The sequence below is a fragment of the Fibrobacterota bacterium genome, assembly GCA_019509785.1.
Lineage (GTDB): Bacteria > Fibrobacterota > Fibrobacteria > UBA11236 > UBA11236 > Chersky-265.
This window is the reverse complement of record JAEKLQ010000059.1, coordinates 26,797-47,573: the sequence shown is the minus strand read 5'-3', so window position 1 is coordinate 47,573 and position 20,777 is coordinate 26,797. Positions and strand designations below refer to the sequence as shown.

General features: G+C 62.1%; 23 protein-coding genes. 7 read left to right on the top strand and 16 right to left on the bottom strand.

The window, feature by feature from the left end; genetic code table 11:
* Positions 1–77: 77 nt before the first annotated feature.
* Complete coding sequence (locus JF616_17745) at positions 78–2,801, top strand: tetratricopeptide repeat protein (protein ID MBW8889603.1); 2,724 nt, start codon at positions 78–80, stop codon at positions 2,799–2,801.
* 41 nt (positions 2,802–2,842) lie between these two features.
* On the opposite strand, the gene JF616_17740 is transcribed toward JF616_17745, so the two are convergent.
* Positions 2,843–3,352 (bottom strand): hypothetical protein, encoded by a 510-nt coding sequence (locus JF616_17740; GenBank protein ID MBW8889602.1) that lies wholly within the window; start codon positions 3,350–3,352, stop codon positions 2,843–2,845.
* A gap of 159 nt (positions 3,353–3,511) precedes the next feature.
* Here JF616_17740 and JF616_17735 point away from each other — a divergent pair, with 159 nt between their 5' ends.
* Entirely contained in the window at positions 3,512–6,079 is a 2,568-nt protein-coding gene (locus JF616_17735; GenBank protein ID MBW8889601.1) for a DUF3656 domain-containing protein, read from the top strand.
* 60 nt (positions 6,080–6,139) lie between these two features.
* Here the strand turns inward: JF616_17735 and JF616_17730 are convergent, their stop codons facing one another.
* From JF616_17730 to JF616_17715, 4 genes are read right to left on the bottom strand one after another with little or no spacing between them, the layout of a single operon-like run.
* Positions 6,140–6,571, bottom strand: a complete 432-nt coding sequence (locus JF616_17730) for a hypothetical protein (GenBank protein ID MBW8889600.1) — start codon at positions 6,569–6,571, stop codon at positions 6,140–6,142.
* 2 nt (positions 6,572–6,573) lie between these two features.
* Entirely contained in the window at positions 6,574–7,095 is a 522-nt protein-coding gene (locus JF616_17725; protein MBW8889599.1) for a hypothetical protein, read from the bottom strand.
* 16 nt (positions 7,096–7,111) lie between these two features.
* Positions 7,112–7,582 carry a hypothetical protein gene (locus tag JF616_17720; protein ID MBW8889598.1) on the bottom strand — a complete coding sequence of 157 codons (471 nt, stop codon included), beginning with the start codon at positions 7,580–7,582 and terminating at the stop codon, positions 7,112–7,114.
* Positions 7,583–7,616: 34 nt separating this feature from the next.
* A complete protein-coding gene (locus JF616_17715; protein MBW8889597.1) occupies positions 7,617–8,858 on the bottom strand; it encodes a hypothetical protein in 1,242 nt (413 codons plus the stop codon).
* Positions 8,859–9,010: 152 nt separating this feature from the next.
* Here JF616_17715 and JF616_17710 point away from each other — a divergent pair, with 152 nt between their 5' ends.
* Positions 9,011–10,183, top strand: coding sequence for a hypothetical protein (locus JF616_17710; protein ID MBW8889596.1), 1,173 nt, complete (start codon positions 9,011–9,013; stop codon positions 10,181–10,183).
* A 40-nt stretch (positions 10,184–10,223) separates the two neighbouring features.
* Here the strand turns inward: JF616_17710 and JF616_17705 are convergent, their stop codons facing one another.
* Both JF616_17705 and JF616_17700 read right to left on the bottom strand, forming a co-directional pair.
* Positions 10,224–10,688, bottom strand: coding sequence for a hypothetical protein (locus JF616_17705; protein ID MBW8889595.1), 465 nt, complete (start codon positions 10,686–10,688; stop codon positions 10,224–10,226).
* Between the two features lie 79 nt (positions 10,689–10,767).
* Positions 10,768–11,697: a hypothetical protein gene (locus JF616_17700; GenBank protein MBW8889594.1), complete on the bottom strand. Its 930-nt coding sequence runs from the start codon at positions 11,695–11,697 to the stop codon at positions 10,768–10,770.
* Between the two features lie 304 nt (positions 11,698–12,001).
* Here JF616_17700 and JF616_17695 point away from each other — a divergent pair, with 304 nt between their 5' ends.
* A complete protein-coding gene (locus JF616_17695; protein MBW8889593.1) occupies positions 12,002–13,270 on the top strand; it encodes a low temperature requirement protein A in 1,269 nt (422 codons plus the stop codon).
* Here JF616_17695 and JF616_17690 read toward each other — a convergent pair.
* The gene (locus tag JF616_17690; GenBank protein MBW8889592.1) at positions 13,235–13,807 is read right to left on the bottom strand and encodes a hypothetical protein; all 573 of its coding nucleotides are present in this window, start codon (positions 13,805–13,807) and stop codon (positions 13,235–13,237) included. The genes JF616_17695 and JF616_17690 overlap by 36 nt on opposite strands.
* 113 nt (positions 13,808–13,920) lie before the next feature.
* Entirely contained in the window at positions 13,921–14,328 is a 408-nt protein-coding gene (locus JF616_17685) for a response regulator (GenBank protein ID MBW8889591.1), read from the bottom strand.
* Between the two features lie 134 nt (positions 14,329–14,462).
* Here JF616_17685 and JF616_17680 point away from each other — a divergent pair, with 134 nt between their 5' ends.
* Both JF616_17680 and JF616_17675 read left to right on the top strand, forming a co-directional pair.
* On the top strand, positions 14,463–14,711 hold the full coding sequence (locus JF616_17680; GenBank protein ID MBW8889590.1) for a hypothetical protein: 249 nt from the start codon (positions 14,463–14,465) through the stop codon (positions 14,709–14,711).
* 145 nt (positions 14,712–14,856) lie between these two features.
* Positions 14,857–15,273 carry a response regulator gene (locus JF616_17675; protein MBW8889589.1) on the top strand — a complete coding sequence of 139 codons (417 nt, stop codon included), beginning with the start codon at positions 14,857–14,859 and terminating at the stop codon, positions 15,271–15,273.
* On the opposite strand, the gene JF616_17670 is transcribed toward JF616_17675, so the two are convergent.
* From JF616_17670 to JF616_17650, 5 genes are all read right to left on the bottom strand, one after another.
* Positions 15,270–15,848, bottom strand: coding sequence for a uracil-DNA glycosylase family protein (locus JF616_17670; protein MBW8889588.1), 579 nt, complete (start codon positions 15,846–15,848; stop codon positions 15,270–15,272). The two genes, JF616_17675 and JF616_17670, sit on opposite strands and share 4 nt — an antisense overlap.
* A gap of 25 nt (positions 15,849–15,873) precedes the next feature.
* Positions 15,874–17,094 carry a polysaccharide deacetylase family protein gene (locus tag JF616_17665; protein ID MBW8889587.1) on the bottom strand — a complete coding sequence of 407 codons (1,221 nt, stop codon included), beginning with the start codon at positions 17,092–17,094 and terminating at the stop codon, positions 15,874–15,876.
* Between the two features lie 132 nt (positions 17,095–17,226).
* A complete protein-coding gene (locus JF616_17660; protein ID MBW8889586.1) occupies positions 17,227–17,586 on the bottom strand; it encodes a hypothetical protein in 360 nt (119 codons plus the stop codon).
* A 23-nt stretch (positions 17,587–17,609) separates the two neighbouring features.
* Positions 17,610–18,032 (bottom strand): VOC family protein, encoded by a 423-nt coding sequence (locus JF616_17655; GenBank protein MBW8889585.1) that lies wholly within the window; start codon positions 18,030–18,032, stop codon positions 17,610–17,612.
* 78 nt (positions 18,033–18,110) lie between these two features.
* On the bottom strand, positions 18,111–18,683 hold the full coding sequence (locus JF616_17650; protein MBW8889584.1) for a DUF488 domain-containing protein: 573 nt from the start codon (positions 18,681–18,683) through the stop codon (positions 18,111–18,113).
* Positions 18,684–18,784: 101 nt separating this feature from the next.
* Here JF616_17650 and JF616_17645 point away from each other — a divergent pair, with 101 nt between their 5' ends.
* A complete protein-coding gene (locus JF616_17645) occupies positions 18,785–19,675 on the top strand; it encodes a DUF2911 domain-containing protein (protein ID MBW8889583.1) in 891 nt (296 codons plus the stop codon).
* 39 nt (positions 19,676–19,714) lie between these two features.
* On the opposite strand, the gene JF616_17640 is transcribed toward JF616_17645, so the two are convergent.
* A complete protein-coding gene (locus tag JF616_17640) occupies positions 19,715–20,224 on the bottom strand; it encodes a hypothetical protein (GenBank protein MBW8889582.1) in 510 nt (169 codons plus the stop codon).
* A 76-nt stretch (positions 20,225–20,300) separates the two neighbouring features.
* Positions 20,301–20,678: a rhodanese-like domain-containing protein gene (locus JF616_17635; GenBank protein MBW8889581.1), complete on the bottom strand. Its 378-nt coding sequence runs from the start codon at positions 20,676–20,678 to the stop codon at positions 20,301–20,303.
* Positions 20,679–20,777: the final 99 nt, after the last annotated feature.

The window sequence follows — 20,777 nt, the reverse complement described above, 5'->3', positions numbered from 1 at the left end:
GAAGATAACGACCGGGCCGGTCTAGGCCGCGTACCCATTCAACGGATCCAATCACTGCCGGGGCAGAGGGGTTTGCCATGCGCGTCGATTCCCGTATCTATGGCCCGCTCCTGGGCGCCTGCCTGAGCGCGCTCGCGATTCTGCCGGCGCATGCCGAGACATTGCGCGGCCATATCCTAGAGCGCGCTTCCTTGGCCGCCGCCCCGGCCGGCAAAGGCGTGGCCTCCGCCCGCCTGGTCCTGTACGGATCGGACGGGAAGAAACGCGCGGCCAAAGCCGCGGGCCGGAACGGCTCCTATGCCTTCCCGGGCCTGCAACCCGGAGCCTATACGCTCGCGGTCTCTCGCTCCGGTTACCTGCCCAAGCTGCTGGTCCGTTCCATCGTAATCGGCGAAGGCGATACGCTCTCGCGGGACTTCGTTTTGGATCGCATCCCGATGCGGGGCGGCGTACCGGTACAGGGAACGGCCGCCTCGCGCCCCAAAGCCAAAGCCCGGGCCAAAACCCCGGCTCCCGCCTACTACCCTATGTTGGCCGAAGGCATGCTGGCTTCCCTGGGGTCACCCGCGTGTTACCGTGATTCCGCCGTCCGGGATGCCAGCTTCGGACGCTTCTTTGACGCCGAAGATACCACCCTCGCCTACCGTTCGCTGTGGGCGTCCTTGCTTTGGGCCGACGTGGAGCGGCAGCAGCGCCCGACCGCCGCGCGCGTTTACCTGGCCCATGCTTATGATTCGGTCCTGCGCGCCGCGGGCTTGCCGGCGCCGGCCTCGCTGAAGCCCTGGCTCAAAGCCGATGCGGATTCCACGGAAGCCGAAGCCCTCTTGGCCTATCGCATGCTCGCCAAACCTTCCAAGCGGGATGAGGTTTCCGAGTTGGCCAAGCGTTCCCTGCCCAAGTCCATCGCGCTCGCGATACTGGAGGAAACGTTCTCGACCCCCGCGCCCAAGCCCAAGAAGAAGGCCTTTCTCGCCAAGGTCAAGGAACTGATCGGGCCGGAGGCCGCCCGCCGCATCGCTTTGTCCATCGATCCGCCCCGCAAGCCCAGGACCAAGACGCCGCCGCCCCCGCCGCCCGCATGGGATGGCGAGGCCCTGTGGAAGGTTTTGATGGAAGCGGCCGAGGGGCGCGCGCCCAATCCCGTGGCGCTCTACCACTTGGCCATCCGGAAAGCCGAAGCCGGCAAGGCGCACGAAGCGTTGGGCGATCTGGAACAGGTGGCCGCCCTGCGGCCGGATGACGCGCGCGTAACGGCCGCGCGCGCCGGAGCCTCGCTGGCGGCCGGGGACACGTCGGGAGCTACCCGCTGGTACGATTCCCTCTCCCGCGTGGAATCGCCGGAATGGCAGGCGCGCGGATTCCGCGCCACCGCCCGGATGGCCTGGCGTAGCGGACGCGGCGAGGACGCGGAGAAGGCGCTCTGGCGGGCGCTCGGATTGGAAGGGGGATCGGCGGAAGGACGCGGCGACCTGATGCTTTTGGCGAGGCTCTCCTTGGCCCGCGGCACCTGGAAACCGGTCGAGGCCCTGCTGGATTCCTTGCTCAAGGTCCGCCCGCGCGAAGCGGAAGCCCACTATTGGCTCGGCGAAATGGCGCTCAAGCGCGAGCAGGACGGCGTGGCGCTGGAACATTTCCAGCAGGCTTCCCGCCTGGCCCCCAAGCGGGTGGAGTTCGCGGAGGCGGTGGGCGCCGCTTATTTCGCCCGCGAAGAATGCGACGCGGCCATGAAGGCATTGCAACCGGTGCGCGCCCGCCTGGGCGTGGACGGCCTGGCCATCGTCGGCAATTGCCTTTTGGCGCAGGGTCGCGCGGGGGCGGCGGTCACCGAGCTCGGGAAACTCTACGCGGGTAAGCCTTCGGCGGCCAATCTCGCGGCCTATGCCCGGGCGCTCACGGCCTCCAAAAGGGCCGACCGGGCCGTTTCCGCCGTGGACGGTTCGCCCTATGCCGGCGATTTCGGGGTGCGCAAGGCCTGGGCGGAAGCCTACCTGGCCTTGGACCAGCCCGACAAGGCGAAAGGACTACTGGATCCGCCCCCGTCCGGGCAAGAAACCGACGCCGAAGCCCATTACCTGCTGGGCCGGGCCGAATACGCGGCCCGCGACTACGCCGCCGCAGGGAAAAGGTTAACCTCCGCGTTACAGTACCGCGCGGATTACCCGGAGGCCAAGTACCTGCAGGGCCTTTGCCTCCTTAAGCAAGGCCGGAGCGGCGAGGCCCACTTCTATTTCAAGGAACTGATGGATTCCGAAAAGCCCTCTTGGCGGGCCAAGGGCTTGTTGGGCCAAGGCCAGGCCTTCGCCCGGGAGGAGAAACCCGAGGCGGCCGAAGAGAACCTGCGCCGTTCCTTCCAGGCCGCGCCCGGCGCCGAAGCCGCCGCCCACCTGGCCCTGGTGCTCCTCAAGCTGGACAAGAACCAGGAGGCGGAGGAATGGGCCGCCAAGGCCCGTAAACTCGATCCCAGCGAACCCTTGGGCCTGATGGCCGCCGTGGACGGCTTGATCGCGGGGCATCGCGAGGCGGAGGCCGTCGCGCTGGCCCAGGCCGGCTTGGACGCGCATCCGGCTTCGTGCGATTTCATGGTGGTGGCCGCCAAGGCCCATTTGCGGGCCGGCCACGATGACCTGGCCGGCGATCTGAGCCGTAAGGCGACCGCCCGTTGCCCGGAAGAATCGGCGCCTTATTTTTTCCTTGGGACCTTGTCGGCGCGGGCGGGAACGGTGCCGGAGGCCCGCCGCCTATTCGCCGAGTACATCCGCACGGGAGGGGACGCCAAGCGGGTACCCGCCGCTTATCGCTGAGCTGCCGCTTCCGTGATTTCCGTCGTGATTGACTTCGGAACCTATTTGACCAAATCGGTGATGCGGCCGTCTTCGCTCTTGACCGGCCCGTAGTACTCCGGATCTTCGTCTTTCGTTTTCTGCATCTCCAGGAAGCATTTGATGATGCGCTCCTCGAGCGCCTTCTCATCGCGGGTTTCCCAATACCCGCCTTCGTCCTGTATCACCAGCTCCCCGAACTTGATCCTAAGCTGGTTGAAAAAGTCCACGATGCCTTTATGGATCTCCAGGGGCGCGAACTGCGTCTTGCACCAATTCTTGAAGTACCCTTCCGCGGTGATTTGGAAAGTGAGAGGCTCGCAATGCTCATGGGGGTTGATGGCGAAAGTGGCCAACTTTCCGTCGTAGGGGCTTTCCCCGTCGGGATGCGCCAATAATGCGGGACCATCCGTCTCCGCCAATCCCGAGCACTCCCAACCCTTTTCCTTGCTGATGAGGCTGGCCAAAATGTACGCCTCCTTGGCGCGCACCTTGGGGCCCAGCTTTCCCCGATAATGGATGGTAATGCCCATGCTACCCCCCTTCGCCCTTTCCTTAGGGCCCTCGCTCCCATTCTACCGCGATTTCCGGTCTTTCGGGAAGGGGGGCTTTCGCGACTGGATCGGGCGCACCTGGCGGAGAGGGCCCTCCCGTACAGAACGGGGCTACGGGGTTCCTATATTCCCTATCCCATGCCCGCAAAGACCCCCGAAATCCTCTCCCCCGTGGGGGACATGGAAATGTGCCGGGCCGCCGTCCACAACGGCGCCGATGCCGTGTACGTGGGCTTCCCGGGTTTCAATGCCCGCGGCCGGACCGTCGATCACTCTTGGGACGAATTGGACGCCTTGATCGCCTTTTGCCATGCCCATCAGGTTAAGGTTTTCCTGGCCCTCAACATCCTGCTGTTCGAGAAGGAATTGCGCGATTTGCTGGAAGCCCTGCCGCGCGCCCTCCAGGCCGGCGCCGACGCCTTCATCGTGCAGGATATCGGCTTGGCGCGGCTGCTGCGCCATCTCTGCCCGGAACAAGCCCTGCACGCCTCCACCCAGATGACGGTAACCAGCTCGGAGGCCATCGCGCTCACGGCCGACCTGGGATTGGCGCGCTACGTGTTGGGCCGCGAAGTATCCGTTAAGGAGATGGGGCTCATCCGCGCGGCGACGGACAAGGAGCTGGAAGTTTTCGTGCACGGCGCGCTCTGCGTCGCGTACTCGGGGCAATGCCTGACCAGCGAAGGCTTCGGAGGCCGATCGGCCAATCGCGGCCAATGCGCCCAATCCTGCCGCATGGAATACGATCTCCTCGTCGACGGGGAAAAGCGGGATCTCGGCGACCGCAAATACCTGGTCTCACCCAAGGACTTGTGCGGCCTGGACGAGGTAACAGCCCTGACGGAGCTGGGGATCGACTCCTTCAAAATCGAAGGCCGCCTCAAGACCCCGCAGTACGTGGCCGCCACGGCCTCCGCCTACCGCCGCGCTATCGCCGCGACTCAATTGTCGGGGTTGGATGGATCAAGTGCTGATGGGCCAGGCGCCGAGGCACCGACGCCGGATGAGATCGCCGCCCTGCAAGTCACCTATTCCCGCGGGTTCTTCAGCGGTTGGCTGGGCGGAGTCGATCATCAACGCCTGGTGGACGGTCGCTATGGCGCGCATCGCGGCCTGGAAATCGGGACCGTATTGGGCCGGGGCCAGAGCAGCCTGCGCCTCCCTGCCGCCCATCCTTTGCAGCCAGGCGACGGCCTGTTCTTCGCCGATCCTTCCGGGAAGGAAGGGCGAACCTGGGGCGGGCGTATCTTCTCGGTTACCCCATGCCGGTCCGCCGGCGCCGAGGCCGTCGACGTGGGCTTCGCCAACGATTTCCCCGTCGGGGAGATCCCCGTCGGCGCCCCTTGCTGGCTCAACGATTCGCCCTCGCTGGAAAAGGCCCTGCGCCAAAGCTATTCCGATAAATCCCGATGGAAGACCGTTCCGATTTCGATGGGCGTCCAAGGCCGCCCCGGGGAAGCCTTGGCTTTCACCGCCGGCGATTCCCTGGGCCATGCCGGGATCGGCCGTTCGGAAGCCCTCCTCTCCCCCGCCCGTTCCGCCGCCGCCGCGCTAACCCGGGAGAAGGCCTCCGTCGAGGCCGCGGCGCTCTCGGGCTCGGGCTTCCGCCTGCAAAACTTCGCCTATGACCTTCCCGAGGGCCTGTTCCTGCCGGATAAGGAGTTGCGCAAGGCGCGCCAGGCCGCCGTGGCGGATTTGCAGGCGCGCCGCGCCCAGCGGCCCGCGCGCGTACTGCGCGATGCCGCGGAGGCCGTGACCTGGATGGAATGCGAGGCCCTGGAAGGATTGCGGCGCGCGCCCCCTTTGGCCGACGCGGAACGTCCGCGCCTGAATTTGCTGATCCGGGAGCCGGCCAGCCTGGAAGCATTGCGCGGAATGCCGGTGGATACGGTCTACCTCGATTTCGAGCACGGGAAGGATTACAAACCATCGCTCGCCCGCGTGAGGGAGCTGGGATTCCGGGCCGGCATCGCGACCACCCGCATCCTCAAGCCCGCGGAGCATCATAACCTGAAGGTCATCGAGGCCCTGGCGCCGGACGCGGTCCTGGTCCGCAACCTGGGCGCCTTGCATTGGCTGGCGGGCAAGGGCCTCCACTTGGCGGGCGATTTCAGCCTGAACGCCAGCAATTCGCTTTCCGCCGCCTGGCTGCTGGGCAAGGGACTTTCCACCTTTTGCCCCTCTTACGATCTGAACCAATGGCAATTGACCGACCTCATCGACGCTTTGGCGGCCGACGATCCGGCCGCGCCGCGGCGGTTGGAAATCACGGTACACCAGTACTTGCCCAGCTTCCACATGGAGCATTGCGTCTTCGCCGCCTTCCTGAGCCAGGGTTCCAGCTTCAGGGATTGCGGAAAGCCCTGCGAAAGCCATCGCGTCGAGCTCCGCGATCATACCGGCGCCACCCACCCCCTGAAGGCCGATCAGGAATGCCGTAACACCATGTTTAATGGTCGGCCGCAAAGCGCGGCCAAGCTGGTGCCCGGCCTTTTGGCCAAAGGCGTACGCCGTTTCCGCGTCGAGGCCTTATACGAGGATGCGGACGCCCTGCGGGCCAAGGTGGAGGCCTATGCGGCCCTGATCGATGGCGCGGCCGATGCGGGCGGCGTTTTCGCCCGCCTGGGCGTGGCGGAGAAGTACGGGGTGATGGAAGGGCAACTGCGCAACTCCGCGGTACACCAGGACAGGAAGAAGGGACGCTAGCCCCGTCCCACGAGCCGGCCCGGGCGCGTGGGCTGGTGTGGGCGCATCCATGGATTCGGGTCAGTCTTCCTTACGCTTCACGAACACGTCCAAGGTATAATCGTCATCCTCGGGGTCCAGGGGCTTGGCTTCGGGAGCGGCGGCCGGCTCGGCCGGAACGGCGCGATAAGCCACGGTCAGGCGCAAGCGCGCCAGCGGCACGGCGGATTGCCGGTCCAGCACGAATAGCTTTTCTTCCTTGAAGTCGAAGGTAAGGATGCGCAGGGCGGAGCTTCCGTCGCTCGGCAAATCCGAAGTGATGCCGTTGCGGGCCAGCTCTTCGAAGGTGACCGCGCGGCCCTTTTTCGTATAGCCCAGCACGGCGCGCTCGCCGTACTTCCCCACCGAATCCAGGATCTCGTCGTTGATCTCGGCGATATTGACCGCGGCCTCGTCCTGGAAGGCCAACTTGAAACTGCGGGGCTCGGTGCGGAAAACGATCGCGGCGTCCATGCTCAGGTTTCCTTCATGGGGGGAAGTCGCACCCCCGGGTATTCCGCCGACACCCTGGCCCGGAAGGCAGCCAAGTCCTTCCGGAACAAGGTATGCACGTATTGGCGATCATGGTACAACGCCCCGTTGGACAAATCCAGGTCCACGTCATCGGCCTCGTTATGCGCGTAAGGATCGGAAGGAAAAGGATCCGCGGGATGCGAAAGGATTTTCCATTCCTCGCCCGCCGCCCGGCCCAAGGCCGCGCGGATGCGACCCATCCCGCCGGGAATCTGCACGTCGGGAGCCTCCACGGATCCCAGGATTACCGGAGCGTCGAAGGGATAATCCGCCAGCTTGGAGAGCACGTCTTCCGCGGTGAGCCCGAGTCCGCAAAGCTTTTCGGGATTGGGCTCGTCGAACGCCTTCATCGCCGCGGTCAGGACCTGCACGTATTCCACATGCAGCCGCCGCTCCGCTTGCAGCCGCTCTTCCACTTCGGCCATGAGCCGGTTGAAGGCGATCAATTCCTTCTGCGTGGCCATCGGTTCCGTTCGCGCCTTAAGCCGGCTTTCCCAGGCCTTCCCTAAGCATCGGAAAGGCTATGCGCGGCAATGCGATGGACAGCCATCCGCTGATGAGCCACGGCACGTTGAAGCCGTTGCGGTAGGCCAGGGCGTGGGCGGACACGGCCAGGAACATCAGCAGGAACAATCCGACGTAGCGGATCCAGCGACGCTCATCCCAATCCGGCTTAAAGCGGGCGACCGCCAACCAGATCAAGAGGATGGGGATGATGGAACGGGGGACCGAAGCCAGGGTCACCATGAGCGACAGGTAGAAAACGGCGAAGAATCCCAAGGAACCTTGCGCCGACTCCGGATGCCGGTACCGGAGGATAAGGGCCGCCACCAGGGCGAACGCCATCGGGAACAGGATGGCGCTGCAATAGATCCAGGTCACCGTGGGGCGGCTGGATTTCAGCCACCCGCCCAACCGTACGAAAAAGCCACCGCCCGCCTTGTCCGCCATGGCGGGAAATATAGAACCCCGCCGTAGGGATCGGTTATCCGCCGACGTGGCTGTAGTTCTTGCCCAGGGCCGAATTGATGGCGTCGATATAGGCGTTGGCCACCTGCTGGTATCCCTTCGCGTTGGGATGGACTCCATCCAGGCTGAAGGCGCTATGGGTAGGATCGAGGAGCGGGAAGGTACCGGAGAGGCCGGCGATTTCGCCCTTTAGCAACTTCTCGAGCAAAGCGTTTATGTCCACCAGGGTCAGGCGCGTGGGATTGGCATCGCATTTCGCCTTGAGGTAAGCGTTATAGCCTTCCACCAGACTGGTGGCGGCGGCGGCTTCTTCTTCCGTGAGGGTCAGGCTGGCGGGGATTTTCACGCCCGAGCCGCCCAAGGCGGTGGGAACCCCCATCTTGCTGCTTTGGATGTAGGAGAGCGCCGGTAGCAGGATATATTTCACGTTCGACTCTTCCGTGAGGAATTTGGTGCTGGTGTCCACGGCCGGGGTGAAGTCGGGTTTGAAAATCCAGGTAGGGATGGTGGTCACGAAAGGAATGGTGGGGATGGAAGGGATGTTGGCCAGGAAGATATGGGCCTGGGTTTCCCGGAGCAAGGTGTCGAGGGCCAGGTCCATCATCTGCTTGTAGGCGGCCACCGGAGTCACCGTGGTTCCTTCGATCACCGTACCCGAGGTGATTCCCGCCAGGATATCGTTGTTCCCGATCCACATGGTGAGAACGGTGGGCTGGAGCAGGATGGCCTGCCGCATCATGCTGAGGCCGCCTTCCAGGCCGGGGCGCAAGATGATATTGAAGAGGCCGATGTTCCCCTGGGAAGTGCTGCTGTCCGAAGCGAAGATGAAATCATGGGTCGTGCATCCCGGCACGGCCAGGTCGTTATAAGGGCGGTTCAGGGTCTTGTTGGAAAGCAGGGTGGCCGGATCCACCTCTAGGAATTTGGTCGGCGCGATGGCGCCGGTGGAATCCAGCGTCAAAGGCTCGGTGATTTTCCCGTCCACCTTGCCCCCGATCCCGGGCGAATCCACGAGAGGGATCTGGAAATCGGCGTCCACGCCCATTTGCTTCGCGATCAGGGCGGGATAGCTTTCTTTCTGCCAATCGGCACGCAATCCGTTGCTCTGGAAACCGGCGGTAAGGCTGTTGCCCACGGCCACGTAGTATTGCGCGGTAATCCCCGATCCGTTGTTGTCGTCGCTCGAGTTATCGAAACATCCGACCATCGCCGAAGCGGCGAGAATCGTGATCAACCGTATTTGTAATCCTCTGCGCATGCGTCCCTCCGCGGATTAGCTGGAAAGTATAGTTTTCCCGCGCACTTTGACAGAGTCGCGTTAAGATTTAATTTTCCCGCCGCCTGGTTACCACGGGATGCGCCAAGGACTCTTCATGGCGCGTCTCCCCCCACGACAGGAGGAATATCCATATGCGCTCACTGCTTCCCGCCCTGGCCATGTCCCTTGCTCTGGTTCCCGCCGCGCGCGCGGGTAGCGTGGATAACCGGAACAACAATAGCGCCGAATATATCCGCGACTTGAGCCGGAACGCGGCGACCGAAGGCGCGGACGTATCCATCTATAATCCCGCCGGGGCCGTTAAACTTCAGGACGGCCTGTCATTATCGCTTTCCAACCAAACCGTGGCCAAATTCAACCAGCAAAGCTTCGCGCCTACGGCCACGGCCCGGAAGATCACCTATACCTCGGATATCGTGAGCCCGCTCTACCCGACCGCGTTCGCGGTTTACAAGAAGGATAACTGGGCCGCATTCGCCGCCTTCAGCTTCCCCGGCGGCGGCGGCGAACTCGAGTATAAGAAAGGCTCGGCCACCACTTTTCCGCTCGAAACCAATTTGCAAACCCAGAAGCTGAATGCGGACGCCTACTTGCGGTCCGTCTATTACGGGTTCACCTTGGGCGGCAGCTACGCCCCGCGGCCCTGGTTCTCGGCCTCCTTGGCCGCCCGTACCCTCTATGCCCGCACCGACATCACCGATTGGATCCTTGCCGTGCGATACGAAGCCGTGGTGCCCCTGGAATGGGAAGTGCAGCGTTCCTCACTCAATCTGGACGGGGTTTTCAAGAATGATCCGGGCACCCGTGACGCCTACATCGCGCAATTACGCTCGGTCCTGCGCGCGCCCGGAACCAAATTCAATCGCGATCTGCCCGCGGTTCTCGGGCTAGGCGCCGGTTACCGCATCCTGCCCGTTTTGCGCGCCGATCTTTCCATGAACGTTTACTTCAACAGCCAGGCCGATTGGGGCGGTATAGAGGACCAGCATGACGATGGTTACGAGTTCGCCGCGGGATTGGAATACGCCTCGGACCGGCTGCCGTTGAAGCTGAGCGCGAGCGCCCAGTACACCATCACCGGGGCCGACCAGGCTTCCTACCAACTCGAAAATCCCGCCTTGAACAGCATCTCCACGGGCGTCGGAGGACGCTACGGAATAGGCCGGAACTTCGGGATCACCTTGGGTTGGACCGGGAACTTCGGCCTCGCCGATAAAGCGGATTTCCCCGCCCTCGCTACCACCGCCGACGAGAAGAAGCACGTCTTCGTCTACGCGGTCGGCTTCGACTACCACGCTTTCTGAAGCGGCCCTTAACGGTCCCGTAAATCCATGGGACCGTTACTTAGGCGCCTTGCAGGAAGGCGATCGATTCCGCGCAACGCGCGAATTCTTCCAGGCCCGCCTTAAAGTCGATTTGCCCCGCAGCCAGGGCCAGCTCGAGGATCTCGAGCTTGGCGCTGCACCCCTGCGCTTTGGCCAGGTTTTCCTCAAGGCTATTGGACTTTATGATCTGCGTAGCCAAGGCGGCCGAACAGGAAGCGACGGCAGCCATCCCGCAAAGCAAGCGCCAAGACGGGGAGGTAAGGGCAAGCGAGCCCGTCAGCCAATCGGTAAAAGGTTTACCGCCGAGCGCGGGGCCGGCGGTGAGCAGGGCGGAAATCCCGCCTCCGATGATGGTGGTATTCAATAAGCGGCGCTTGCGGGGCCGCATGCGCGCCAACCAAACGTCCACTTGGGTGCGCTTGGCCCGGATCCGCGCGACCAGATCGATGCCGGGCGCGGCCCCGACCTCTTGTTCATTTGCCATAGGATCCCGATGAAGGCGGCCCGGACCGGATGGGTCCGGGCGCGCGCAAGCGAATGGGCCGCTTCCGCGGCGTTATCCCTCAGCGCGCCGGCAGGGCGCGGCCGTTCAGGTTGAGCGGAAGCAAGCGGTCCCCGTCGGGACGGACGAGCCGGATCTGCGATCCCTGGATTTGCAGGCGCCAGCCCGCATGCGCGGCCGAGGCGCGCGACACGGAGCGGATGCCGTCTTCCGGGGGATAGTCCGTCCAATGGTCGATGGCGAGATCGTCGATTTCGATCCCGTTGGTGGGGTGTTTGGCATTCAATCCCTTACTGAAATTCCAACCCATCCCGGTCGCGCGCGCGGGATTGAACGGCTTGACGGCGGCATAGGACGGTTCCGCGAACTCGGCCGAGGCGACGAGTTTGCAGGTGTACTTCGCCCAGGTCGGACCGATTTTGAATACCTGGCTATAATCGGCGGCGCCTGGCGTGGAATCGAGGGTCGCAACGCTGAAACTCACCACTGCGGTATCCGTATCGGCCTTGGCCCAGAAGGAAATCCCCGTCGAACCCGTCAGATCGACGGTGTCATCGGGCGGCGTCCTATAGGAAAAGTTCATCCCCCAGCCGATGTACGGGTCGTAGCTACAGGCCGTACCGCAACTCAGTTTGCGATTGCCTAGGGCGAATCCCATGTGGAAGGAATGAAGGGTGGTATCTCCCGTGCGATCAAGCGTATAGCTGCGCGGATCATAGGCTCCGCTGGTGTCATTGTTAGGAAAAGGCGCGCCGGTGATGGAATCCCCGGCAGTGAAATACGAGTTTCCCCGCAAGGTGGTGTCGCTCGCCGCGGCCGAGTTCATATCGCTGTATTCGAACCAATAGCCGCCCCACGATCCGGCTTGAAGACCGTAGTCGAAAGTGGACAGCTTGTAATCCACGGTATCGACGTAGGCCCGCGCCTTCGCCTTCGCGCTGGCCGCTTCGGCCTTTTCGCCCGTCGCGCCGATTACGGCCGCGATCGACATTGAAATGATTAATCCGTTCAACCTACCCATGAAATTTCCCCCGTTGATGATTGGATACGGGGGCAGTCCGATTCCGCATGCGCGTTTCCCCCTCGCCGTAATTAGTGCGGAAAGGAAGTAAAAATGTTTCCGCCTGTCACGCAAGATCCGAATAGTGCGCCCATGTATGCGAAATCGGCTTTATCCCGCTTCCGGGCGCGGATAGGATGCTTGCCCCCGGAACTGCGAGTGTACCGCCGGGTACGTTCTCCATAGCGCGGACGCTATCGCGAAGAGTTACTTTTTGGCCCTGTGGAGAGTAGGCATGTCCGGAAGTAATAGAAACCTCTGGTGGGGTCCCCCGCGCAATTTCGACGATCGCCTGCACGAGCGGAAGATCGGCTGGCTCGAGCTGTTTTACGATCTCTCCTTCGTGGCCGCCATTTCCCAATTGACCCAACAACTTTCGACCCATCCCTCCTGGCCGGTGGCGGGTTTTTGCTTCCTGCTTTTCTCCCTCATCTTCTGGGCGTGGACCAACGGCAGCCAATACTATGATCTGCACGGCAGCGACGGCATCCGCACGCGCGTGCTGACCTTCCTGCAGATGCTCGCCATCGCCGCGGTCGCCATCGCCATTCCCGCCGCCTTCGCCGGCCGCACCGGCGGTCTCGCCTGCGCTTTCGCCTTTTCGCAAGCCATCGTCACCTACTTGTGGTGGAGCGTGGGCTTCTTCGATCCTTCCCATCGCGTCTTCAGCAAGTTCTTCACCATCGGGTATCTGATAGGATTGGCGCTGTTGATCGCTTCGGCCTTTTGCCACGCGCGCCTGGCGACCGGGCTTTGGATCGCCGCGGTCCTGGTGGATATCTCGCCTCCATTGATGGGGTGGCCCACCATCGTGGGCGTGTTGCGCGAGCGGGGGCAGGTATTCTCCGCTTCCGCCGCGCTCGTGGAACGTTTCGGGCTCTTCACCATCATCGTGCTCACGGAGAGCATCGTCGGCACGGTCGCGGGGGTAAGCGAAGCCAAGCACCGCAGCCCGGCTGCCTGGGCCGCCGCGGCCTTGGCCCTCTTCCTCTCCTTCTTGCTCTGGTCGCTGTATTTCGACATGACCAGCGAGCAGGAGACCAAGCCCGGCTACCATAACATGCAGGCCCTCATCTTCCTGCACTTTCCGCTCCTGGCCGCCTTGAGCTTCGTGGGCGCTTGCGTGAAGGTGTTGATCGGGCATATGGGCGGCAGCCTGCCGGGCGACGTCCCCTGGCTGTTCTGCCTATCGCTGGCGGTGATCCCCCTGGCCATCCTCGGCCTCACCCGCATCATGTCCGAGAATGAAGAGGATCGTTCCTACATCCGTCCCACCTCTCGGGTGCTGGCGCTTTGCGCCATCGCCTTGATCGGAACGGCGCCCTTCGGGCGGGCGCTGGGGCCCCTCGCGCTCTTGGCGGTCGCTTCGGCCATCCTGTTGGTGCCCGTGGTCATCGGCATCCAGGCCTGGGTGCATTACCGCTTCTCCCTTCCGGGAGCCGATCCGCGGGAAACGGATCGCGAGCCGTCAGCGGTCCCCGCCGAACGCGAAACGCAAGGTTAATCCCCCTCCCCCGGGCATGGGTCGTACCGCAACGGATACGCGCTCCTCTTCCCCGCTGCGCGCGCGCAGGTCGCGGAAACGGTACCAGGAAACCAAGTAGGCCGTGGCGGAAGCCCCCGCGGCGGCGTACGCTCCCGCCAGATGCGACAGGCTACGGGGCGCCCCATGGCGCCGGTCATAATCGAGGGCATACAATTCCCCCGCCAAGGCCGCTTCCGCCACCGCGCTAAGGGCGAAGTACGCATAGCCCCCGTTGGCGCAACGACCCGAACCGCCATCGGTACATAACGTTTGGGCCGACGAAGCCATGATCGGAAGCCCCGTGAAGCGCATGGCAACCGACGCCCCGTAGAAACCCGATGCCAAGGCGCGGTCATGGGTCAAGGCGGCGACGGCTTCGGCGAACATGCCGCCCATGGCCAGATAATTCCCCACGCGATAGCGATCTTCCAGCCGGAATCGTTCCGTGTCGGTCAACGGAGGCAAGCCGGCCGCCCCGGCCAGCGGCGCGGATAGCAGGCAGAGGCCTAAGGCCACGGGAACCGTTAGGCGCATTTACGGCGGAGGACGGGCATGTTCCGCCCCTAAATAAAAAAATGGCGCCGCGTCTGCGAGCCGGCCGGCGGAGAGCCTATTTAAGGGACCGTTTCTTAAGCGGATCGGAAGTTCGGTCGGTTTCCCATGGCTTTATGGAGGGAATCACGGACTACTTCGAGGTTCAATGGTTTGGTGATCAATACGTCCATGCCTTGCGGAAGACCGGGCCCGGCCCAATCTTCCCCTGCCTTTTCGGCCATACCCACGATGTAAGCCCGCTTTTCCTTCCCGGCTTCCCCCGCGCGGATTTCGGCCACGGCCGCGATGCCGTCCATCACGGGCATGCGGCACTCCAGGAAAACGAGATCATAGGCGCGCATCCGGCATGCATCCAAGGCTTCGCGGCCATGCGCCGCCGAATCCGGGAATATGCCGAGGGATTCGAGGATGGAACACATCATGGCGCGTTCCACCGGATTGTTCTCGGCCACCAGCACCGACGGGCCCGCTCCTTTTGGCATGGGGCGAATATAGGATCCAGGCAATGATCCAAGCCCAGGGCGAGGGCTAGGACGGTCAAACGCTTACGCACAGGTTGTGCGTAACGCTATTATTTTCCCAAGGTTTAACTTAACGTCTAATCGATCCGAGTTCTATGCTTAGAACAATGAAGCTGGTGAATGATTCCGGCACCTACTATCTCGATGAAAACGGACAGCGAGTTGCCTTGACTCCCCGGGACTTGAACCTGTTCCGGCAGATGAACCCGATGGGCCGAAAGCTGACCCTTCGTAAGCGGGCGTTGGAAAAAGGCCGGGAAAACCCTCAGGACCCGGAAATCCCGGTCATGATGGGGTTAAGCCGGCTTCCGGCCAGTGAATGGGGCTTTATCGTCCCGGATTAGGCCGCTCCTCCCCGGGATTTTGCCCCGAATTTCCATTTTCCGGTGTCCCTCTTTTCCGATTTTGGTTATTCTACCAAAGAAATATCCACTATAGGATCGGAACGGATTTAGTTTCATTCCATCCCTAAAGAAAGGCGATGCCGGATTGTTAGCCAATAGGAAGCCGACCCTGCTCGTCGTGGACGATGAACGGTCGGTCAGGGAACTTATCTGCATCAATTTGAAAGCCGCCGGTTTCGAAGTATTCGAGGCCCAGAGCGGACGCGAAGCCCTGCTCATAGCCACGACCCCCGAAACCAACATCGATATCCTGATTTCGGATATCATCATGCCTCACATGAATGGCCGCGATTTGGCGAACCGGCTCTCGTCCATAAAGCCATTCCTTAAAGTCCTCTTCATGTCGGCATATACGGCGGAAATCCTCGCGAATTTCAAGCTCTGCCCGGACGGCGCGGACTTCATCAGGAAGCCATTCACCATGGCGGAATTGACGGAACGGATTAGCCGGGTTTGGGCCATGAGCCCGAAGTGGAAAGAACTCGTTTCCAAGAGTTCCTAAGGGTTCTTCAGCGCCCCGCGAACCCGCTCTCTAAGCTCCGGCAGCACTTCGGTCTCAAACCAGGGATTCCGCTTGTGCCAGATCTTGTTCCGGGGGGACGGGTGGACCAGCGGCAAATAGCCGGGTAGGAAAAGGCGGAAGTTCCTCACGTTTTCCGTCACCGACTTCCCGCCCGCCTGGCCCAGGTAATAACGCTGCGCGTACAAACCGATGAGCAGAACCAGCCGTACCGACTTCATGGCCTTAAGCAGACGCGCGTGCCACTGCGGCGCGCACTCGGGGCGGGGCGGCAAATCGCCCGACTTCCCGGTTCCCGGGAAGCAAAATCCCATCGGGACCAGGGCGAAGTTCCCGACGTCGTAGAACGCGTCTTCCTCGACCGCGAGCCAGCGGCGGAGTTCTTTGCCGCTTTGATCGCTCCAGGGAACGCCGGTGGCGTCAACCTTGGCGCCGGGGGCCTGGCCGATGATCAAGATGCGGCTCCGGGCATGGGCGGAAAGGATGGGCCTGGGGAGGCCGGGCAGATGGCCCGCGCAAATGGCGCAGCCCCTGATTTCCTGCAGCAGCGATTTCAAATGGATGGGACGATGGGCCCGGCGTTCAACGGACCGGTCCGATGGTGGCGCGCACCGACGCGCCGCTGGCGCGATCGGACAAGGTCAGGAAAAGGACTCCCTGCAAGCGGTCCATCGGGAGAGGTACCAGGCCATGGGACACCTTACCTTGGAATACGCAGCTTCCCCGCACGTCCACCACCAGGGCTTCGGGTTCGCCGATTACCCCCGCGAAGGCGATCCCGTTGCGGACCGCCCGAGCCTTTAAGGTGGAAGGCAAGAACGCCCCCGACGCCACGCCAGTAGTGGTCTTAAGCACGTTCAGGGAAAGCTTCATGAAATCGATGACGTAAGAACCGTCGCTCTCCGGGGCGATGGTGACGCCATTTTGCTGGACGGTGAAAGCGCTTCCGAAGGGGGTCGCGGAGAGCTTCACCCGCATATTGATGCTTTTCGGCAGCTTGGGGTTGGGGGATGTCCAGGCCATTTTCCAACCATCGGAGGTGGCGGTCGCGTTAACCGTATCCAACGTGAAATGCGCGCGGTAGTAAGCGCCGATGTTCTGGTAGGTATCGATCCAGACGCCGCTGGAAACTCCGGCCTTGAGCATGGACAGATTGTCCGCGGGGGTAAGGCTGTAGGAATCCGGATTCTCTTTTACGTCATGCACGATGGTAACGGCCCATGTATTGCCGGACTTGGCCCCGTTGACGTGGCTGATCCCGCTGGCCACGCTCGTGGGAGTCAGGATCAGGCCTTCGATGTTCATCCAATCCGCAGGCTGGGTGCCCCAGGCATAACGGGTTCCCCCGCATCCCCGCGCGAGGAAGTCCTCCGAGCCCACGCCGGTCTTGCCGTTCACGTTGCAATTGGGATAGGCGAAGCTGACGGATTGAACGCCCGGGTCGAGGGCGCGCAGGTAGGTCGCCATTTCCTGGATGATGCTGGCGGCCTGGGGATCGGCGGGCACGTTCACGTGGTTCTTGGTATGGTTCGCCAGCTCGTGGCCGTTCTTCGAGACCTTGATCCAATCCGCCTTCCTCGCCTCGAAGTCGCCGCCCGTACCGGTCACCGCGATGAAGAAGGTCGCCTTGATCTTCAGGGAATCCAATTGCGGCAGGAGGGTGGGGATTTGGCTGGAGCGGGCATCGTCGTAGGTGAAGCTAACCGCGCCGGTATGCCCGTTCCAAGGCACGGTGGTGATGGGCCCTGCGATGGCCATGGACCCGAGCAAAGGGAGAAATGCGTAGCTGGCTTTTCTGATCATGGTTCCCGGCGCTGCCAATCTGTTACTGAGGTCAACCGTTATGGCCGCCTCTAAGGTAAACCTCGGGGATTGTCCGCGCTTCCCATTTCCCCTCTAAGCGGGGCCGATTCCGGGACAGGCAGGCCAAACGGCCTACGTCCCCAGATGAAACCGATGCAAAGCGCGATGCACGATGGGCGCGAACAAGATGCCCGCCGAGCTCAAGAAGGCCAAGCCGCTGAACAGCGCGTAACAGCCGGCGAATATCTTCGCCGCCGGCGTCGTCATCGGCGAAACCGGACCCATGCCCGTCAAGATCATGCTGGCGTTCAGGAAGGAATCCAGCCAGGACAAGCCCCCGAAGGCCCGGTACCCGGCCATCCCGATCAGCAGCGAGATCGCGATGAAGAGGATGGCTAAACGCCCATGCCGAGCCAGGCGCCTCAGGAAGGCGGCGCGCGGCAGCAAAGGCTGGGTAGCGGCTTCGAAACGGTTGGAACGATGCCTGGGCATTGACGAGGACGGCGGATGCCGTCTCAGGCCTTTTTCATTTCGTGATTCACCATCCAATTGATGCCGAACTTGTCGGTGCACATGCCGAAGTAAGCGCCCCAGAAGGCCACGCCGATGGGCATGGTCACCTTACCGCCATCGGACAGGGCCTTGAACACCTTGTCGGCCTCGGACTGGGTATCGGCATTCACCGAGAGGGAGAAGGAATTGCCGCGCACCATGGGGCCGAACTGCGCGGACCAGTCGCTGCCCATGAGGAGGGTGTTCTTGCCGATGGGCAGGGCCACGTGCATGAGCTTGTTCTTCTGGGCGGGCGGCACGTCCATGCCGGGCGCCTCGCCGAACGTCATGCGGGCCTGGAAATCGCCGCCGAAAACGGACTTGTAGAAGTCGAAAGCCTTGTCGCAATTGCCGTCGAAGTTGATGTACGCGTTGACTGCCGCCATGTTGCCTCCCTGCCCGCATGACCGGGCGTAACCCCGGACGACCGGGTGTGGCCGGTAAAAGTAACTATCCCCTTAGGCTCAAAGCAACTTCGACTGGGCTTCTTCCTGCGGCGGATAGGTCAATCGGGGCTGCTCCCCTCCGTTCTCCACCTTCGCGAAATCGGGCAAGGCGTGGGGCTTTAGCTTCCCTCCGCTCATGATATGGAATACCGGTATCCCCCTGACCAGGACCGCGTCCGAAAGCAAGTTCCGATGGCAACGCCACGGTAATGCCTCCGCGCAGAGCACGGTCAACGGGCCTTCGGGAAGCAAGGCGAGGAGTTCATCCAGACCGGCCCGGAATTCCGGCGTCGCCATGTAATCCGCATAGGCCTGGAACTGCGGCACCCTCCAAGCCCCGTTGGGCGATCCCGGCTCCGGACTGCGCCGGCCTCCCAGGGAAGGGAAATGTCGGTAGGCGATGCCGTTCTCGGCCAAGGACGCCGGCAAGGCATCGCGTCCGAACCAGGGCCAACGACGGGATCCCGGATAGCGGCGGATATCCGCGAGGAAGCGGATGCCATGGGCTTTGAGCAGACCGAGGAAGGATTCCAAGGGCTGATTCGAGTGCCCAACGGTATACAATGCGCGCGTCACCGGAGCTTCCGCCATCCCTTCGAAAATACCTATCTAAAGGACGTTCCGGAACGGCATCCCGTACTTGCATGGAAGGCCATACCACCCATGTCGCACACACCCACCCAGAGGCGCATATGCAGTTGAAAACCCGTGCTCTGTCCCGTTCTTCCGCGAAAGCCGGCGCTGCGTTCGCGCTCGCGGCGTGCATGACGTGGGCGCAACCCGCGGTGGATATACCCCGCGTGAGCCCCATGGCATCGGTTAGCCAGACCTTCGGCTACACCACCGCCACGGTCACCTACAGCCGTCCCGCCGTGAACGGCCGCGTCATCTGGGGAGGCCTGGTGCCTTATGGCAAGGTCTGGCGGGCCGGGGCGAACGAAGCCACCGTCCTGGAATTGTCGACGGATGCGCGACTCAACGGCCAGCTCCTGCCCAAGGGTAAATACGGCCTTTTCATCTTGCCTACGGAGAAAGATTGGACCTTCATCTTCAGCAAAACCTACAAGACCTGGGGCGCCTTTACCTACGATGCTAAGGACGATGCCCTGCGCATTACCGTGCCGCATCAAGCCGCGGAGCATCTTGAACGGCTGGAGTACAGCTTCGAAAATCTTTCGGACAGCGGGGCCACTTTGGTCGCGCATTGGGAGAAACTGAAAGCCCCCATCAATATCCGCGTGGAGTTCCTGCAAACGGGCATAGCCAAGATCAAGGAAGGCCTGCCCAAGGCCAAGCCGGACGATCAAGCCGCTTACATGAATGCGGCCAAGTTCTACTGGACCTACGGCATCGACCGCAAGCAGGCCATGGAGTGGATCGACAAGTCCATCAAGATCAAGCCGGTCTACAACAACCTTTGGGCCAAGGCCGAGATGCTGGCTACGGATAAAAAGTTGGATGAAGCCAAGAAGTACGCGAAGCAGGCGCGGGAAGCGGCGGCGAAGGATCCGGCCGATGCCTACGCGGTGACGATGATCGATAAGACCGTGGCGGGCTGGGGGGAAGCGGGGAAAAGGAATTAGTCCGATAAAATGAGGCCGCCCAAGACCGTTCAGCAGATATCAGGGCAAGGCGGCTTTTCGAATGTCGATGGACCCATCGCTTTTCCTGATGGTCATCGAGTACCGATTGTCGGTTCTGAGATTGTTCGGCTGTTCTTCGAAGTATTCGATCGCGAAAACGATGGATGAGTCCGTCTCCTCATCGACATTGCTATTAATCCCGTTGATTGAATAACTGGTTGTTGAACAATTTTTATTCAAAAAGGGCGGCGCAAATCCCGGCTCATCCATCTTTTCGCAGGGAATCTCCAGCCCTTTCGACGCCAGACTCTTATTCCCGAGTTTGTCTAACATCCTTTTCATGATGTTCGCGTTGACTTGCCTCTCATCGATTTTCAAATATCCGACTAATTCCGGAAATGAAAGCTCATAATGCAAAACAGAGCACGGGGAATAACCGGGGTAGACGTAGCAGATCCTATTTTCGGGGATGTCTTTTTCCGCTACGGCGCTTTTTTGAGATCCCTCTTTGCAGCCGAATAGAAGCAATAACGAGGAAATCAAAATCAATGTATGGGATTCCGTAAGCCCTCCGCCGCTCTTTTCGAATGCAGAATCTTCAACACCGGAATGCGGCCCGTATGGCTCACTCCGGCCCTGTCTTAGAAGCGGTCTCCGCCGGGTTTCCGGCCGTAAGCCAAGCCTTCATACCCCCTTCCAGGGCATAGGCTTCCACGCCCTTTTTCCGGAGCAGGTCCGATGCGATGCGGCATGAGCCGCCTTGGTTGCAGACGGTCACGATGGGAATCCCATCCCCGGTTTCGATCCGGTCCACGGCCTTCTCGTCGCCCTGCTTCAGCGCCGCATTGATGAATTCGTTCTGCGCGCCGGGGATATGGCCCGCGGCATGCTGTTCCGGGCTGCGGATATCGATCAGACGGAACTTCCGGCCTTCCCGGATCCATTGCTTCAACGTAGCCGCGTCGATTGCGGGGCGCGTGCCTGCCTTCTCATCTTCTCCCATGCTTCCCTTCCCTTCCTTCGCGCATAGCGAAAGGGCCCGCTTGCGCGAGCCCCTTCGGTTCCGATTCGAAATCCCGCCGCTCTGGCGGGGGGTTGCGGC

Coding starts and splice junctions, on each gene's coding strand:
- JF616_17745 (MBW8889603.1), top strand. CDS start 78: ATGCGCGTCGATTCCCGTATCTATGGCCCGCTCCTGGGCGCCTGCCTG.
- JF616_17740 (MBW8889602.1), bottom strand. CDS start 3,352: ATGGGCATTACCATCCATTATCGGGGAAAGCTGGGCCCCAAGGTGCGC.
- JF616_17735 (MBW8889601.1), top strand. CDS start 3,512: ATGCCCGCAAAGACCCCCGAAATCCTCTCCCCCGTGGGGGACATGGAA.
- JF616_17730 (MBW8889600.1), bottom strand. CDS start 6,571: ATGGACGCCGCGATCGTTTTCCGCACCGAGCCCCGCAGTTTCAAGTTG.
- JF616_17725 (MBW8889599.1), bottom strand. CDS start 7,095: ATGGCCACGCAGAAGGAATTGATCGCCTTCAACCGGCTCATGGCCGAA.
- JF616_17720 (MBW8889598.1), bottom strand. CDS start 7,582: ATGGCGGACAAGGCGGGCGGTGGCTTTTTCGTACGGTTGGGCGGGTGG.
- JF616_17715 (MBW8889597.1), bottom strand. CDS start 8,858: ATGCGCAGAGGATTACAAATACGGTTGATCACGATTCTCGCCGCTTCG.
- JF616_17710 (MBW8889596.1), top strand. CDS start 9,011: ATGCGCTCACTGCTTCCCGCCCTGGCCATGTCCCTTGCTCTGGTTCCC.
- JF616_17705 (MBW8889595.1), bottom strand. CDS start 10,688: ATGGCAAATGAACAAGAGGTCGGGGCCGCGCCCGGCATCGATCTGGTC.
- JF616_17700 (MBW8889594.1), bottom strand. CDS start 11,697: ATGTCGATCGCGGCCGTAATCGGCGCGACGGGCGAAAAGGCCGAAGCG.
- JF616_17695 (MBW8889593.1), top strand. CDS start 12,002: ATGTCCGGAAGTAATAGAAACCTCTGGTGGGGTCCCCCGCGCAATTTC.
- JF616_17685 (MBW8889591.1), bottom strand. CDS start 14,328: ATGCCAAAAGGAGCGGGCCCGTCGGTGCTGGTGGCCGAGAACAATCCG.
- JF616_17680 (MBW8889590.1), top strand. CDS start 14,463: ATGCTTAGAACAATGAAGCTGGTGAATGATTCCGGCACCTACTATCTC.
- JF616_17665 (MBW8889587.1), bottom strand. CDS start 17,094: ATGATCAGAAAAGCCAGCTACGCATTTCTCCCTTTGCTCGGGTCCATG.
- JF616_17660 (MBW8889586.1), bottom strand. CDS start 17,586: ATGCCCAGGCATCGTTCCAACCGTTTCGAAGCCGCTACCCAGCCTTTG.
- JF616_17655 (MBW8889585.1), bottom strand. CDS start 18,032: ATGGCGGCAGTCAACGCGTACATCAACTTCGACGGCAATTGCGACAAG.
- JF616_17650 (MBW8889584.1), bottom strand. CDS start 18,683: ATGGCGGAAGCTCCGGTGACGCGCGCATTGTATACCGTTGGGCACTCG.
- JF616_17645 (MBW8889583.1), top strand. CDS start 18,785: ATGCAGTTGAAAACCCGTGCTCTGTCCCGTTCTTCCGCGAAAGCCGGC.
- JF616_17635 (MBW8889581.1), bottom strand. CDS start 20,678: ATGGGAGAAGATGAGAAGGCAGGCACGCGCCCCGCAATCGACGCGGCT.